At 69.0% G+C, this 14,732-nt stretch carries 15 protein-coding genes; 8 read left to right on the forward strand and 7 right to left on the reverse strand.

Annotated features, from left to right (window positions below; all coding sequences use genetic code 11):
- Positions 1 to 59 precede the first annotated feature (59 nt).
- The 5 genes from ACNJ7E_RS29840 to ACNJ7E_RS29860 all read left to right on the forward strand — a co-directional run bounded on the left by ACNJ7E_RS29840 (position 60) and on the right by ACNJ7E_RS29860 (position 4,727).
- On the forward strand, positions 60 to 530 hold the full coding sequence (locus tag ACNJ7E_RS29840; protein WP_065492023.1) for a MarR family winged helix-turn-helix transcriptional regulator: 471 nt from the start codon (positions 60 to 62) through the stop codon (positions 528 to 530).
- Complete coding sequence (locus ACNJ7E_RS29845) at positions 527 to 2,056, forward strand: DHA2 family efflux MFS transporter permease subunit (protein WP_105418818.1); 1,530 nt, start codon at positions 527 to 529, stop codon at positions 2,054 to 2,056. The genes ACNJ7E_RS29840 and ACNJ7E_RS29845 overlap by 4 nt, the downstream gene beginning before the upstream one ends.
- A 146-nt stretch (positions 2,057 to 2,202) precedes the next feature.
- Positions 2,203 to 3,300, forward strand: coding sequence for an LLM class flavin-dependent oxidoreductase (locus ACNJ7E_RS29850; protein WP_280779942.1), 1,098 nt, complete (start codon positions 2,203 to 2,205; stop codon positions 3,298 to 3,300).
- On the forward strand, positions 3,284 to 3,730 hold the full coding sequence (locus ACNJ7E_RS29855; protein WP_280779943.1) for a MarR family winged helix-turn-helix transcriptional regulator: 447 nt from the start codon (positions 3,284 to 3,286) through the stop codon (positions 3,728 to 3,730). Before ACNJ7E_RS29850 ends, ACNJ7E_RS29855 begins: the two co-directional genes overlap by 17 nt.
- A 19-nt stretch (positions 3,731 to 3,749) precedes the next feature.
- Entirely contained in the window at positions 3,750 to 4,727 is a 978-nt protein-coding gene (locus ACNJ7E_RS29860; protein WP_280779944.1) for a pirin family protein, read from the forward strand.
- Between the two features lie 12 nt (positions 4,728 to 4,739).
- Here the strand turns inward: ACNJ7E_RS29860 and ACNJ7E_RS29865 are convergent, their stop codons facing one another.
- From ACNJ7E_RS29865 to ACNJ7E_RS29875, 3 genes are read right to left on the reverse strand one after another with little or no spacing between them, the layout of a single operon-like run.
- The gene (locus ACNJ7E_RS29865; RefSeq protein WP_418341641.1) at positions 4,740 to 5,684 is read right to left on the reverse strand and encodes a serine/threonine dehydratase; all 945 of its coding nucleotides are present in this window, start codon (positions 5,682 to 5,684) and stop codon (positions 4,740 to 4,742) included.
- A gap of 31 nt (positions 5,685 to 5,715) precedes the next feature.
- The gene (locus tag ACNJ7E_RS29870) at positions 5,716 to 6,144 is read right to left on the reverse strand and encodes a PaaI family thioesterase (RefSeq protein ID WP_280779945.1); all 429 of its coding nucleotides are present in this window, start codon (positions 6,142 to 6,144) and stop codon (positions 5,716 to 5,718) included.
- 4 nt (positions 6,145 to 6,148) lie between these two features.
- On the reverse strand, positions 6,149 to 6,712 hold the full coding sequence (locus ACNJ7E_RS29875; protein ID WP_280779946.1) for a TetR/AcrR family transcriptional regulator: 564 nt from the start codon (positions 6,710 to 6,712) through the stop codon (positions 6,149 to 6,151).
- An 89-nt stretch (positions 6,713 to 6,801) separates the two neighbouring features.
- Here ACNJ7E_RS29875 and ACNJ7E_RS29880 point away from each other — a divergent pair, with 89 nt between their 5' ends.
- Positions 6,802 to 8,004, forward strand: coding sequence for an adenylate/guanylate cyclase domain-containing protein (locus ACNJ7E_RS29880; RefSeq protein WP_280780023.1), 1,203 nt, complete (start codon positions 6,802 to 6,804; stop codon positions 8,002 to 8,004).
- A gap of 82 nt (positions 8,005 to 8,086) precedes the next feature.
- The gene (locus ACNJ7E_RS29885; protein ID WP_280779947.1) at positions 8,087 to 8,419 is read left to right on the forward strand and encodes a hypothetical protein; all 333 of its coding nucleotides are present in this window, start codon (positions 8,087 to 8,089) and stop codon (positions 8,417 to 8,419) included.
- Here the strand turns inward: ACNJ7E_RS29885 and ACNJ7E_RS29890 are convergent.
- On the reverse strand, positions 8,395 to 8,955 hold the full coding sequence (locus ACNJ7E_RS29890; protein ID WP_418341642.1) for a TetR/AcrR family transcriptional regulator: 561 nt from the start codon (positions 8,953 to 8,955) through the stop codon (positions 8,395 to 8,397). The genes ACNJ7E_RS29885 and ACNJ7E_RS29890 overlap by 25 nt on opposite strands.
- A gap of 106 nt (positions 8,956 to 9,061) precedes the next feature.
- Between ACNJ7E_RS29890 and ACNJ7E_RS29895 the strand changes: the two genes are divergently transcribed.
- Positions 9,062 to 10,504: an FAD-dependent oxidoreductase gene (locus ACNJ7E_RS29895; protein ID WP_280779949.1), complete on the forward strand. Its 1,443-nt coding sequence runs from the start codon at positions 9,062 to 9,064 to the stop codon at positions 10,502 to 10,504.
- Here the strand turns inward: ACNJ7E_RS29895 and pepN are convergent.
- From pepN to ACNJ7E_RS29910, 3 genes are read right to left on the reverse strand one after another with little or no spacing between them, the layout of a single operon-like run.
- Entirely contained in the window at positions 10,494 to 13,004 is a 2,511-nt protein-coding gene (pepN, locus tag ACNJ7E_RS29900) for an aminopeptidase N (protein ID WP_418341643.1), read from the reverse strand. The genes ACNJ7E_RS29895 and pepN overlap by 11 nt on opposite strands.
- 37 nt (positions 13,005 to 13,041) lie before the next feature.
- Positions 13,042 to 13,896: an EamA family transporter gene (locus ACNJ7E_RS29905; RefSeq protein WP_317570081.1), complete on the reverse strand. Its 855-nt coding sequence runs from the start codon at positions 13,894 to 13,896 to the stop codon at positions 13,042 to 13,044.
- A 19-nt stretch (positions 13,897 to 13,915) separates the two neighbouring features.
- Complete coding sequence (locus ACNJ7E_RS29910) at positions 13,916 to 14,716, reverse strand: crotonase/enoyl-CoA hydratase family protein (protein WP_280779951.1); 801 nt, start codon at positions 14,714 to 14,716, stop codon at positions 13,916 to 13,918.
- Between the last annotated feature and the right edge of the window lie 16 nt (positions 14,717 to 14,732).

A 14,732-nucleotide genomic window follows, 5' to 3' on the forward strand; every position in this document is an offset into this window, starting at 1 on the left:
TATTCGGTTGCGCCATAGTTGCCCTTGGGCAATAGTTGCATGAGCGCTAGCATTCGAGGGTGCCCGACAAATCTCCTGATCTTCTCTTCGAACTACTCAACGATTTCTTCACCCAACTGTTGAGTGCGGGGGAGTCGGAGTCGATGGACAACCTCATCGAACTGGACCTCACGTTTTCGCAGGTGCGCATGCTCTTCGCGCTGGTTCAGCACGGTGAGCCACTTCCGATCAACGAGGTGGCCGAGCGGTTGCGGCTCTCGGTGGCCGCAGCGGGTCGGAACGTCGATCAACTCGTGAAACTGGGTCTGGTCGTTCGCCGGGAGGACGAACGCGACCGGCGGGTCAAGCGGGTCTCCCTGTCGGAGGCCGGACATAAGGTCGCTACCCAGCACATCGAATGCAAGCGTGATCAGTTGCGACGGTTCGCATGGCGGGTTCCGGAGATCGAGCGGACTCGGCTGATCGAGGCACTACAACCGATCCTCGCGGGGGAGTCCCTGCGAGAACTCAACCAGGAGATACCCGGATGACATCGCCGACCGCCGCGAACGCGGCGCCCGACAAGCTCGACGGCACGGTCCTCAAGATCGCGTCCGTGGTGGTGCTCGGTGCCATCATGTCGATCCTCGACGTCACCGTCGTCAGCGTCGCGTTGCCGACGTTCGCCACGGAGTTCGACACCACGTACGCCACCGTCGCGTGGACGATGACCGCGTACACGCTCGCCCTGGCCACCGTCATTCCCGTCACCGGGTGGGCGGCCGACCGATTCGGCACCAAGCGCCTCTACATGACGGCGCTCGTGCTGTTCGTGCTCGGCTCGGTGCTGTGTAGCTTCGCGTGGGACATCACGTCGCTCATCGGTTTCCGCGTCCTGCAGGGCCTCGGCGGCGGCATGTTGATGCCGCTCGGCATGACGATCATGACGAAGGCGGCCGGCCCCGACCGTGTCGGCCGGGTCATGGCGGTTCTCGGAATCCCCATGCTGCTCGGCCCCATCGGTGGTCCGATCCTCGGTGGCTGGCTGATCGAGGCGGCGAGCTGGCACTGGATCTTCCTGATCAACCTGCCCATCGGCATCATCGCCCTGGCCGCCGCGTTCATCATCCTGCCGTCCGACAATGCGTCGCCGTCCGAGTCCTTCGACTTCCTCGGCATGCTGCTGCTGTCGCCGGGTCTGGCTCTGTTCCTGTTCGGTGTGTCGTCCATCCCGGAGGTGGGGACCGTTGCTTCGGCTCGCGTGCTCGTGCCCGGTGCGGTCGGCCTGGCGCTGATCGTCGCGTTCGTGTTCCACGCGCTCCGCAAGGATCACCCGCTGATCGATCTGCACCTGTTCAAGAACCGGCAGCTGTCGGTCGCGGTCATCACGACCTCGCTGTTCATCGTCGCGTTCATGGGGGCCGGTCTGCTGTTCCCCAGCTACTTCATCCAGGTGGGCGGGCACACCACCCTCGCGGCCGGTCTCCTGATGGCTCCGCAGGGTATCGGCGCGATGCTGACCATGCCGGTGGCCGGACGTCTCGTCGACAAGATCGGGCCCGGCAAGATCGTGCTGACGGGTCTGCCGCTGATCCTGATCGGTCTGGGCGTCTTCACGCAGGTGGCGTCGGACTCGCCGACCTGGCTGCTGATGGGTGCGCTGTTCGTGATGGGCATGGGCATGGGCTGCACCATGATGCCGCTGATGACCGCAGCCATCGTCACGCTGTCCAACGAGCAGGTCGCGCGCGGTTCCACGCTGATGAACATCGTCCAGCAGACCGCCGGTTCGATCGGTACCGCCGTCATGTCGGTGGTCCTCACCAACCAGCTGCTCGATCGCGGTCTCGACAGCCAGACGGTCGCGATGCAGCACGTGCCCGAGGTCGCCGCGCAGGAGCCTCCCGGAATGGTGGATCAGGTCCTGAGCCAGGCCGCCGATGCGTTCGGCAACACGTTCCTGGTCGCCACCGTGCTGATCGCGTTGACGCTCATCCCGGCGTTCCTGCTGCCGCGGAAGAAGTCGGTCAACCCGAAGCTCGAGGCCGAAGGTGCCCCGACGGTCATGATGCACTGATCGGGCTCGTTCGATCCGATCGTCGCCGAGGGCGGCAAGCGCACTNGCGCTTGCCGCCCTCGGCCGTTTCCGGAATAGAGCGAAGTGGTTGAATGTTGCAATAGGTTCATGCAAATGCATGGAGTTCTGGCGCGAGAGGAACAGCTATGCAGTTCGGAATCTTCACCGTCGGCGACGTGACCCCCGATCCCACCACCGGCCGCACCCCCACCGAGCACGAGCGCATCAAGGCGATGACGACCATCGCCACGCATGCGGAGGATGTCGGGCTCGACGTGTTCGCCACCGGCGAGCACCACAACCCGCCGTTCGTGCCGTCCTCCCCGACCACCATGCTCGGCTACCTCGCAGCGCAGACCGAGAAGATCATCCTGTCGACGTCCACGACGCTGATCACCACCAACGACCCGGTGAAGATCGCCGAGGACTACGCGATGCTGCAGCACCTCGCGGAGGGCCGGGTGGATCTCATGATGGGTCGCGGAAACACGGCCCCCGTCTACCCGTGGTTCGGTCAGGACATCCGCCAGGGGATTCCGCTGGCGCTCGAGCACTACCGGCTGCTGCGCCGGCTGTGGGACGAGGACGTCGTGGACTGGCAGGGCCAGTTCCGCACCCCGCTGCAGGGGTTCACGTCCACGCCGCGTCCGCTCGACGGCATCCCGCCCTTCGTGTGGCACGGCTCGATCCGCAGTCCGGAGATCGCCGAAATCGCGGCGTTCCACGGTGACGGCTTCTTCGCCAACAACATCTTCTGGCCGAAGGAGCATTACATCGCCCTGATCAACCTCTACCGCGAGCGGTACGAGCACTACGGTCACGGCCGCGCGGACCAGGCGATCGTCGGACTGGGCGGGCAGGTGTTCATGCGCAGGAACGCCAAGGACGCCGTCGACGAGTTCCGGCCCTACTTCGACAACGCCCCCGTCTACGGCCACGGGCCGAGCCTCGAGGACTTCACCGAGCAGACCCCGCTGACCGTCGGCACACCGGAGCAGGTGATCGAGAAGACCCTGGCGTTCGCCGACTTCTTCGGCGACTACCAGCGGCAGTTGTTCCTCGTCGACCATGCGGGACTACCCCTGAAGACGGTGCTCGAGCAGCTGGATCTGCTCGGCGGCGAGGTCGTGCCCGTGCTGCGCAAGGAATTCGCTGCCCGGCGACCTGCCGGCGTGCCGGACAACCCGCCGACGCACGCGTCGATGAAGGCCGATCGCGAGCCGGTCGATGCCGCCCGTCAGTAGGACCGAACGCGCGGCCGAGGCGTGGGAGGCACTCTTCCGCGCCCAGGTCGCGGTGATGCGCAACCTCGCCGCCGACGACGTGTGGGACGAGGTGAGCATGCGCGAATACGACGTGCTGTTCACCCTCGCCCGGGCACCCGGACACAGACTGCGCCTGCACGATCTCAATCGGGAGATCCTGCTCAGCCAGCCGTCGCTGAGCCGGCTCGTCGAGCGACTGGCCCGGTCCGGATTCGTCACGCGGGAGTGCGATCCCGGCGACCGCCGGGGGACCGTCGTCGCTTTGACGGACGAGGGTGCTCGTCTGCAGAAGTCCGTCGGACGCAGGCACGCGGCGAGCATCCGGCGGCACGTCGGCCCGGCACTGTCCGACGACGAACTCGACACACTCACCGAACTCTGCGCGAAACTGCGCGGCGCACAGGACTGACGGAAGGCACGATGGAACAGTGAGCAATCTGGAGACGAATTCGGTGGAAGAGCGGTGCGAGTCGCACCCCGACGGCGGGGGCATCCAGGTGCTCGGCGCGCGCGAGGTTCCGCTCGGCGGTCCCCGCGCGATGCCGGTGCGGCGCACCCTCCCGCAGCGGGAGCGGTCGCTGATCGGAGCCTGGTGCTTCGCCGACCACTACGGTCCGGACGACGTCGGGACGACGGGCGGGATGAACGTTCCGCCGCACCCGCACACCGGACTGCAGACGGTGAGCTGGTTGTTCACCGGCGAGATCGAACACCGCGACAGCATCGGCTCGCATGCGATGGTGCGTCCCGGTGAGCTCAACCTGATGACCGCGGGGCGGGGGATCGCGCACTCCGAGGTCTCGACCCCGCAGACGCGCATCCTGCACGGCGCGCAGCTGTGGGTCGCGTTGCCGGCGTCGGCGCAGGACGCGGATCCGGCGTTCGAGACGTACGCACCCGACCCGGTCGAACTGGACGGCGCGACCGTGCGGGTGTTCCTCGGGAGCACGGCGGGCTCCACGTCACCGGTCCGCACGTTCACGCCGCTGCTCGGCGCTGAGATCCTCCTGGAGCCGGGCGCCGACGTCACCCTCGACATCCAGCGCGGCTTCGAGGTCGGGGTGCTCGTCGACGAGGGTGAGGTGCAGCTGCGCGGGACCACGCTGCGGTGGGCGGAACTCGGCTATCAGCCGCCCGGGGAATCGCTGGTGGCGCTGCGCAACACGGGCGGGACCCGGGCCCGGCTGCTGCTGCTCGGTGGTGAGCCGCTGGGCGAGCAGGTGATCATGTGGTGGAACTTCCTCGGCCGTAGCCACGAGGACATCGTCGGCTACCGCCGCGAGTGGCAGTCCGAGCTCCGGGGCTCGGCGCCCGCCGACCCCCGGTTCGGCACGGTCGAGGGTTACGACGGCGATCCGCTGCCCGCACCCGAACTGCCGAACAGCCGGCTGAAACCGCGTGGCTGAGACGTCGGCGAATCAGTAGCTGGTCATCGACGTGTTGGCGCCGCAGAGCACCACACAGAGCGGCTTGTCGTCGGCGGGGGCGAGCTGTCCGGTGACGATCGCAGCGAGAGCCGCGGCGGTGCCGTGCTCGACGACGATCCGGAACTCCTCCCACAGCAGTGTTCGCGCGTCGATGAGGGCGTCGTCGTCGACGATCAGGCTGGACACGGGCCGCGACCGGACGGTGTCCCAGGCGATGGAACCGATCTTGGTGGCGCCCAGGGAATCGCCGGCGATGCTGTCGATGTCGATGTCCACGGGCTGCCGGGCGGCGACCGCGGAGTGCAGCGTCGCCGCTCCGCTCGGTTCCACGCCGTAGATGCTGTCGTCCTCGCCGCTGCCTGCGACGACACCGGAGAGCAGTCCGCCGCCGCCGACGGCGATCACGTAGGACAGCGGCTCGGCGACGTCGTCCTGGATCTCGAGGGCCATGGTGCCTGCCCCGGCGACGATGTCGGGGAGATCGTAGGCGTGCAGGGCGAGGGCGTTCGAGGACGTCGCGAGTTCGTCCGCATACTCGGCCGCCTCGGCGTATCGAGCACCGACCTTGCGCACGTCCGCGCCGAGCGCGATCAGCTTGTCGATCTTGACGTCGGGTGCCGTGACGGGGACGACCACCGTGCACTTCACGCCCCGCAGCCGCGACGCCCAGGCCGCGCCGATGGCGGCGTTCCCGCCGGACGCGATGACGACACCCGCATCGTCGAGCCGCCCGTCCTCCTCTGCGTGGAGCAGCGCGTTGAGGCTGCCCCGCACCTTGAACGAGCCACCGTACTGCAGGAACTCGAGTTTGAAGATCACCGGTACGGCGCCGCGCACGGTGGGGACGGTGGCACGGAACGTGGGTGTCCGGCGGATCAGGCCGGTGATGCGCTCACGCGCCCTGTCCACGGATGCGCGGTCGACGGATTCAGCCATGGTCCCATCGTTCCATCCCGTGCGGCCGCGACTACCGCGGCTGCTTGACCGTCGCCGTGCCTTGGGCGGCGGCGCACAGTACCTCCGAGCCGTCGTCCTGCACCGCGTAGATGTCGCACCGGCACAACGCCTGCCGCCGGGTCGACGCGTCGGCTCGGGCGTCCGCCCGCAGCAGCACGCCCTGGGCGGGGCGGAGGTAGGTGATCGTGAAGCCCGCGGTCATGATGTTCGCGCCGAGTACGGTGCCCGCGGCGAACGTCAGAGCGTTGTCGGCGGCGTACGACAGGACGCCGCCGTGCACGAAGCCGTTCTGTTGCCGCAGTTCGTCCCGGACGGGGATCTCGAGGGTGGCGCCGCCCTCGCCGAACTGGGTCATGCGGGCGCCGACCAGCACGCTGAACGGCTGGGCCTCCAGCACGGCCTGCGCGGTGTCGGCGGTGAGTGCGACGTCCACTGTCATGCCTCTACTCCTGGTTCCGTAGCGAATTCCACGCGGCGCGCGCCAGTTCGGGCGCCACCGCGGTGGGGTCGGTGGTCATGGCGCCCGCGAGCCACTGGCGGGAGTACTCCTGGGCCGGGCCCAGCCACAACGCGTAGAGCACGTCGAAGTCGAACCGGCGGACCGTTCCGTAGTGTTCGTGGACCCGCCACCAGTGGGTGACGTCGCGGAAGAACGCCGCGTTGGTGGAATCGGCCCGCCCGTCGATGCCCGGGGGCCGGGGCGCGGCGAGGATGGTGGCCCGCTGCGGGTTGCCGGACACCCACTGCAGGTGGCGGACGACAGCGCCTTCCACCCCCGACCGCGCATCGGCGCATTCCGAGAGCGCGGCCCGGAATCCGTCCTGATAGTCGGCGAGCGCGCGTAACCAGACCTGGAGGTACAGCTCTTCCTTGTTCGGGAAGTGGTGGTAGACGGCTCCCACACTGACACCGGCCTCGTGCCGGATGTCGGCGAGCCGCGTCGCGAGGACGCCGCGGCGGGCGAAGTGGCCCTCCGCCGCATCCAGCAACAGACTTTGAATCGGCACATACCGAATATAGTTCGGTCATGGTCGCGGGGGAAGCGAGTTCGCAGGTTTACGGCGAAGGGCGACGTCGTTCCTGGGACGATGAGGACGTGCGCAACCCGCGACAGCCCCGACGGATCACGCCCCGAACGGGACGTCTGGTGTCCCCGCCGCCTCGCCCGCTCCGACGCCCGGGTCCGCCGCCCACGCAACTCCACGAGTTCGAGGCCGCCGGCCTCCTCGACGGACTCAGCGGATCGGATCGCTCTGCGCGCATGGGCGTCCTGAACACCCTGATCGAGGACGGGGTGTCGATCGACGAACTCCGCGTCGCCTCGCGGAACAATCGGCTCGCGCACCTGCTGCTCGAGCACGCGCTGGCGCCGAAGGGCCGGTACGGCATCGACGAGATCTCCGAGAAGACCGGCGTCACCGTGGAGGATGCCCGTCGGTGGTTCCGGGCGATCGGCCGGGGTGCGTCGGAGGACGGGACGTTCTACGACGACGGCGACCTCGACCTCGCGCGCGGACTCAAGCAGTACCGGGATCTGGGGCTCGACGAGAGCGGAATCTTCGCGGCCGCCCGGGTCCTCGGCCGCAACCTCTGGACGGTCGCCGACGCCGCGGACGCGCTCCTGCAGGAGCGGCTCGAGGCGACGCGCGATCACCCCGAGGTGGCCCTGCGGTATGCGGTGGAGGTGCGGCGCATCGCGGATTTCGAGGCGCAGATCCTGGCTCATCTCATCGCCACCACTCTGCGCCACCAACTGCGCTCCGATGCGGTGGGTATCGCCAGGGACTCGAACCTGCAGGTTCGGGGGGCGCAGGAGATCGGCGTCTGTTTCGCCGACCTCGTCGGATTCACGCTGCTCGGTGAGCAGGTGGCGCCCGCCGATCTGGGGCGGGTGGCCGAGCGGCTCGATGGGCTGGCCACCGATCTGGTGCTTCCGCCGGTGCGTCTGGTGAAGACGATCGGCGACGCCGTCATGTTGGTCTCGGCCGATCCCAACGCGCTGGCGTACACCGCGCTCGACCTCGTGCAGGCCGCCCGCGCCGAGGGGCTTCCGCCGCTGCGGGCCGGGATCGCCTGGGGCACAGCCGTGCCGAGCGCGGGCGACTGGTTCGGCAGGCCCGTGAACATGGCCAGCCGCGTCGTCGCGGTCGCGCCGTCTCACGAGGTGGTCGTGACCGGCGAGTTCTACGACGAACTCGACACCGACGAGTTCTGGGGTGAACCGGCGGGCAGTCACCGGCTCAAGGGGATCGACGTCCCCCAGGAGCTGTTCGGAATCGGCCGCAGGTCCGTCGCCTGAGCGGCGCGGCTCCGAAAACGTGTCGTACCCCCGCGATATCGTCATGGCACAGCTCACAGAAGCACATCGAGTGAGGCGCATCATGACTGGCGATTCGGGCGCAGACTGGCATTTCTACGCGGTGGTCGAAACCGCGATGGACGGTGGTCACACGCTCGCCGCGTTCGGGCCGCGACCCACGGCGCTCGACGCGCTCCGGCTTGCCGTGCATTCGGTCAACCACACCGCGTATTCGGTTCTGGAACAGGGCATCGCGGGTGATCCGCGTGCCGAGGCGAGCGTCGTCGAGCGGTTGCCGATCACGTCGTTCACGATCAGGCGGCACAGCCGCAGCACGAGTGAGCTCGACGTCCGCTGGATGCTGAACGGCGGCAGGCATCACCGGCAGGGCTACCGCGGTTCCGTCGTGAGGTAGTACTCGAGCACCGGCCCGACCCAGCGCATCAGCTGCTCGTGCGTCATGTTCGCCACGGGGGGCACCCGGAGTACGTAGCGCGAGAAGGCGAGTCCGAGGACCTGCGACCCGACGAGGGCCGCGCGTTCGTCCGGGCGGTCCGCCGTGACCACGGCCAGCGCGGGCGCTACCTGGCGGGCGAAGACCTGCAACATCGCCTCGGCGGCCCGCGGGCTGCTCGCGGCCGCGCGGAGCAGGGGGAGGAACGCGCCGTTGTTCTCCCACACCGCGAAGAAGCGCGGCATGAGCACGGCCGCGAGGTCCTTCGCGGGAACGTCGTGGAGGTCGGGCAGGTGCAGATCGAATTCGGCGGCCTCGGCGAACAGTGATTCCTTGTTGCCGAAATACCGGACCACCAGTGCGGGGTCGACGCCCACATCGGACGCGACGGCGCGCATCGTCGTGCGTTCGTAGCCGTCGGTGCCGAATCGGGCGCGGGCGGCGTCGAGTATCGCGGCGCGGGTGGCGACGGCGGAGCGGGCGCGGCGGTCGGGCATTCCCAGAGTGTAAGTCAACAGCTGTTGACCTCGCGCGGGGATGCGCCTACCGTGGAAGTCAACGGTTGTTGACTTAGTCGGGACACTTTCGATCGGAGGCAACGTCATGACGCACATCGACGTGGTGGTGATCGGCGCGGGACCCACCGGATGCATGCTCGCGGGAGAGCTGGCGGCGGCGGGCCGATCGGTGACGGTGCTGGACAAGCGCGCCGCACCGTCCACCCTCAGCCGCGCATTCGGCGTCCACGCCCGCACCCTCGAACTGCTCGACGCCCGCGGACTCGCCGACCGACTCGTCGCCACCGGCGCCGCCTCGCCGGGTCTGAAGCTGTGGCGCGGTGCAGCGCTGAACCTCGGACGCCTGCGGTCCCGGTTCCCGTTCGTCCTCGTCACCCCGCAGCGGAACGTCGACACCCTCCTGGAGGAACATGCCCGGGACCGCGGCGCCGACATCATCCGCGGGTTCACCGTGACCGGGGTGGAGCAGGACGGGAACGGCGTCCGTGTTCACGGCCACCACAGTTCGGGACGCGACAGCACGTTCCAGGCGATGTATGCGGTCGGTGCGGACGGCGCGCACAGCGCGGTCCGGACGATGATCGGGCAACCGTTCCCCGGCAAGGCCGTGCTGCGGTCGATCATGCTCGCCGACGTCGAACTCGAGAACCCACCCGACAATCTCGTGACCGTCAACGCCGTCCGCGACGGATTCGCGTTCATCGCACCCTACGGCGACAACCTGTTTCGGGTGATCGCCTGGAATCGGCGGCATCAGGTGGACGACACCGCGCCCGTGGACCGGGAGGAACTGCGCAGCACCATCGAGGTCGCCATGGGCACAGACTACGGTCTCGGCGGCGTGCGCTGGCAGTCGCGTTTCCACAGCGACGAACGGCAGGTCCCGCAGTATCGGACGGGTCGGGTGTTTCTCGCCGGCGATGCAGCCCACGTGCATTCGCCTGCCGGTGGGCAGGGAATGAACACCGGCATTCAGGACGCCGTCAATCTCGGCTGGAAACTCGCGGCCGTCCTGGACGGCGCGGACGACGCGGTTCTCGACACGTACCACTCCGAGCGGCACCCGGTGGGACGGCTGGTTCTGCGGTCGAGCGGTGCCACGATGCGCATGATGATCGTCCGGCCGTGGATCCTCCGGAAGCTCCGGAACGGGGCAGTGGCGGCGCTTCTCTCCTTCCCGCCGATCGGCGACGCGATCGCCCGGATGTTCTCGGGGATCGGAATCGGGTACGGCCACGCCGCCGGTGAGAGCACCCTGGTCGGCCGACGTGCCGAGGACCTGCCCACCGACGGCGGACGGCTGTACGAGGTGATGCGCTCGGGCGGTTTCGTCCTGGTCACCGCGCCCGGGGCTCCCGTCCCGGGCGGTGTCCACGCGGTGACCCGGACCGACGAGGGCCCCGCACTGCTCGTGCGTCCCGACGGCTACATCGCCTGGGCGGGCGACAGTGCGTCCGGCCGGTGGCGGGACGCCCTGGAACGGTGGACGGCCCGCACGTCGAACGGTGCCCGGCCGGTCAGCCGGTGACGTCCGAACGGCTGTTGAACGCCTGCGCTCGCAGGTCTCGGGCGAGATGATCCCGTTGCTCGAGCACCAGCCGTCGTAGCGCGGCGGGCGCATCGGCGTTGGTATCGAGCCATCCGTCCGCCGCGTCGAGTGTGGGCTCGGACGGGAACAGCCCGACCACGATCCGCCGCGCGATTTCGATACTGCGCTCCTCCCACACCGAGCGGATCGAGGCGAAGTAGTCGGCGGCGTAACCCTCGACGAGGTCGTGCCGGGCGCCTGCGCGGAACCCGGCGATGATCGCCCCGAGATGTTCGTTGGACAGTGTGCGGTCGTGGAAGATCGATTCCCAGGCCTTCGCCTTCACGTCCGGGTCCGGTCGCGAGAAACTCGCCCGCAGGTACGCGGTGCGACCGGAACCGGTGTCGTCGCGGCGTAGCTCCCCGTCGAGGTCCGCGTCGTCGGCGTGCCCGGTGGCGGCGAGCGCGCCCCAGAATCCCCAGCGCAGATCCGGGTCGAGCGACAGCCCGGTCGGTGCCGGCCCGCCGGCCTCGAGAATCGATCGGATGCCGGCCGCGCGACTGCCGTCCATCGCCGCTGCGGACGCCACCGCCCGTGCCCAGGCGAGTTGGCTTCCCGAACCCGGCGTGGCGTCCCACAACGTGCGCCAGGTGTGCTCGAGCCAGTCGAGACGGGCGGTGTCGCGCGACGTCTCGGGGAGGAAGTGCTCGATCGCATAGGGGGCGTTGGCCTGCACCGACGTGAGGAGGGTCAGGTGCGACTCCGCCGGTGAGAACCGCTGGGCCATCGACAGATACCGCGTGGCACCCAGTTCGCTGTCGCGGGTCGCGTTCCACAGCGACGACCAGATCAGGCCCCGCGCCAGCGGGTCGCGCAGCCGGTCGAGCGACGTCTCGACGGTGGTCAGCGATCGGTCGTCCAGCCGTACCTTCGCGTACGTCAGGTCGGCGTCGTTGAGCAACACGAGCGGCGCGTCGGCGAGGTCGATCGGGGTGCGGGCGTCGGTGAGGTCGACCTCCACCCGCTCCACGCACACGAGGTCGCCGGTGTCGTCGAAGTCGTAGCGCCCGACGCCGAGCCGGTGCGGACGCGGATCGGTCTGCACGATCGCGGCGCGCCCGTCGGCGCCGCGCTGCAGGCTCAGTGCGGACACGCCGGTGGTCTGCAGCCAGGCGCGCGCCCAGCTCGTCAAATCCCGGCCCGACGTCGCCGACAGTTCCGTCAGCAGATCCGTCAGGGTGGTGTTCCCGAAGGCGTGGGCGCGGAAGTAGCGGCGTGCCCCCTCGAAGAACGCATCACGCCCGGCGTACGCGACGAGTTGCTTGAGGACGCTGGCGCCCTTCGCGTACGTGATGCCGTCGAAGTTCAGTTTCGCGGCCTCGAGGTCGACGATGTCCGCGACGATCGGATGCGTCGTCGGCAACTGGTCCTGCAGGTACGCCCATGCCTTGCGACGGTTGGCGAAGGCCACCCACGCGCCGGTCCACCGGGTGGCCTCCGCGTTGGCCAGTGCGCCCATGTAGTCGGCGAACGATTCCTTGAGCCACAGGTCGTCCCACCACACCATCGTGACGAGGTCGCCGAACCACATGTGGGCCATCTCGTGCAGGATCGTGTTCGCCCGGCCCTCGTACTGGGAGTCGGTGGCGGCGCCGCGGAACACGTACGCCTCGGTGAATGTCACACAGCCGGGGTTCTCCATGGCGCCGAGGTTGTACTCGGGGACGAACACCTGGTCGTACTTGCCGAACGGGTAGGGGTAATCGAAACCGTCGGTGAAGAACCCCAGCCCCTGCCGGGTGATCTCGAAGATCGTGTCCGCGTCGAGGTACTGCGCAAGCGAGGCGCGGCACAGGACGCCCAGCGGGATCGGGACGTCGCCGCCACTCCATTCCGAGTCGACCCGGTGGTAGGGCCCGGCCACGACCGCGGTGATGTAGGTGGAGATCGGCAGTGTCGGCGCGAACGTGACGACCTGCCCGCCGGTGGTGTCGTCCCGCTCGGCGACCTGCTGGTTGGAGACCACCTCCCACTCCCGCGGCGCGGTGACGACGAACGTGAACGGCGCCTTCAGGTCCGGCTGTTCGAAGCACGCGAACACCCGCCGCGCGTCGGCCGGTTCGTACTGCGTGTACAGGTACGTCTGCCCGTCCGCCGGGTCGAGGAACCGGTGCAGACCCTCACCGGAACGGCTGTACTCGCCCCGGGCGGCGACGATCACGACGTTGGATTCACGCAGCCCGGTCAACGCAATGCGGGCGCCGTCGTAGGCGACGGGGACGTCGGCGCCGTTGACCGTCACCGACTCCACACCGGCGCCGAGGAAGTCGAGCCAGGTCGTGGACGTGCGGGCGGTGAACTCGACGGTCGTGGTGGTCGCGAACGTCCCGACCTCCCGGTCGACGGCGCCGAGTACGTCCAGTTCCACCCGATAGCCGAGAACGTCGATCGCGCGGGAACGTTCGGCGGTTTCGGCTCGGGTCAGGTTCGCTGTGCTCACGCGTCGATCCTGCCAGCCCCGCCCGCCGGCCGTGCCGCTACCGGTTGCTCAGGACGGAGCCGACACCGGCCGCGACGACGAGCGCGATCGCGGCCAGCGACTGCAGTCCGAGGACCTGCCCGAGCACGATCACCCCGGCGAGGGTCGCGGCCGCAGGCTCGAGCGCGATGAGCACGGCGAACACCTTCTTGCTCATCACCTGCAGCGCCCGTAGCTCGAGCGAGTACGGAATCACCGACGACAGCAGGGCCACCGCCGCGCCCACGGCCAGGATCCGGGGGTCGAACAGTGCGGTGCCGCCGGACACCGCGCCGAGCGGAAGCGTCAGGGCCGCCGCGACGATGCTCGCGCCGGCCAGGCCGTCCGCGCTGGGAACCGTTGCCGCGAGGTTCGAGCCGGCGACGATGTAACCGGCCCACGCCGCGCCGGCGGTGAGCGCGAATGCCACCCCCACGAGGTCGAGGGACTCGGCGCCCGAGTTCTCGCGCAGGCCGAGCATGATCACCCCGGTCAGCGCCGCCAGCACCCACACACCGTCCCGCAGTCTTCGCGACAGCACGGCGGCGAGGGTGAGCGGCCCCAGGAACTCGATGGTGACGGCGGTGCCGAGCGGGAGCCGCGCGAGGGCCTCGTAGAACGCCGAATTCATGACGGCCAGCGCCACTCCGAGTGCGAGGATGCCCTCGCGTTGCGTTCGTGTCCACCGTCGCCACCGCGGCCGCACGATCACCCCGAGGATGATCGCCGCGATCGTCAGCCGCAGCGACACCGCGCCACTGGCGCCCACCGCCTCGAACAGGGTGCTCGCGAAGGCGGCGCCGAACTGGACGGACAGCACCGATCCGAGGACCGAGACGACGGGAAGAAGCTGACTGCGCGGCTCGGCTGTCACCGGTGTGCGATGCCCGGGTTCACTGGCCGGTGAAGTTCGGGCTGCGGCGATCGAGCATCGCGCCGACCGCCTCGTGATGGTCCGCGGTGTGATGGGCGAGCGACTGCATGGCCGCCGACAGTTCGAGGAGGCTCTCGAGGCTCTGGTGACGGCCCTCGCGGAGCAGCTTCTTGGTCATCCGCAGCACCTGCGGCGGGTTGACCGCCACCCGCTCGGCGAGCGCCCGTGCCGCGCCGAGGAGTTCCTCGGGTTCGGTGACCTGCGAGACGAGTCCCCACTCGAGGGCTTTCGCGGCGTCGATCGCGTCGCCGGTGAACGCCATCTCGCTGGCGCGCGCCATCCCGACGGCCTGCGGCAGGAACCAGGCGCCGCCGTCGCCGGGAACGAGTCCGACCTTGACGAAGCTCTCCGCGAACACGGCGGCCGTGGAGGCGATCCGCATGTCGCACATCAGCGACAGGTCGCATCCGGCACCGATCGCGGGTCCGTTGACGGCGGCGATGGTCGGCACCTCACAGTGGTAGAGGGCCAGCGGAATGCGCTGGATGCCGTGCCGGTAACCCTGCCGCAGGTCGGCGGGGGAGCCGCCGAACATTCCGGCGCGGTCGCGCATGTGCTTGACGTTGCCGCCGGAGGAGAACGCCGAACCCGCACCCGTGACGATCGCGACGCGCACGCTGGGATCACCGTTGACGTCGGCCACCGCATTCTCGAGCGCCTCGATCACGTCCGGCTCGGAGATCGGGTTGCGCGCCTCCGGACGGTTGAGCGTCCAGGTGACGATGTCGCCTTCGCGGGTGGTGAGCACGGCGTCGGTCATGGACGACTCCCTCGGG

The sequence above is a fragment of the Rhodococcus mengyinensis genome, from assembly GCF_048381435.1.
GTDB classification, from domain to species: domain Bacteria; phylum Actinomycetota; class Actinomycetes; order Mycobacteriales; family Mycobacteriaceae; genus Rhodococcus_F; species Rhodococcus_F opacus_D.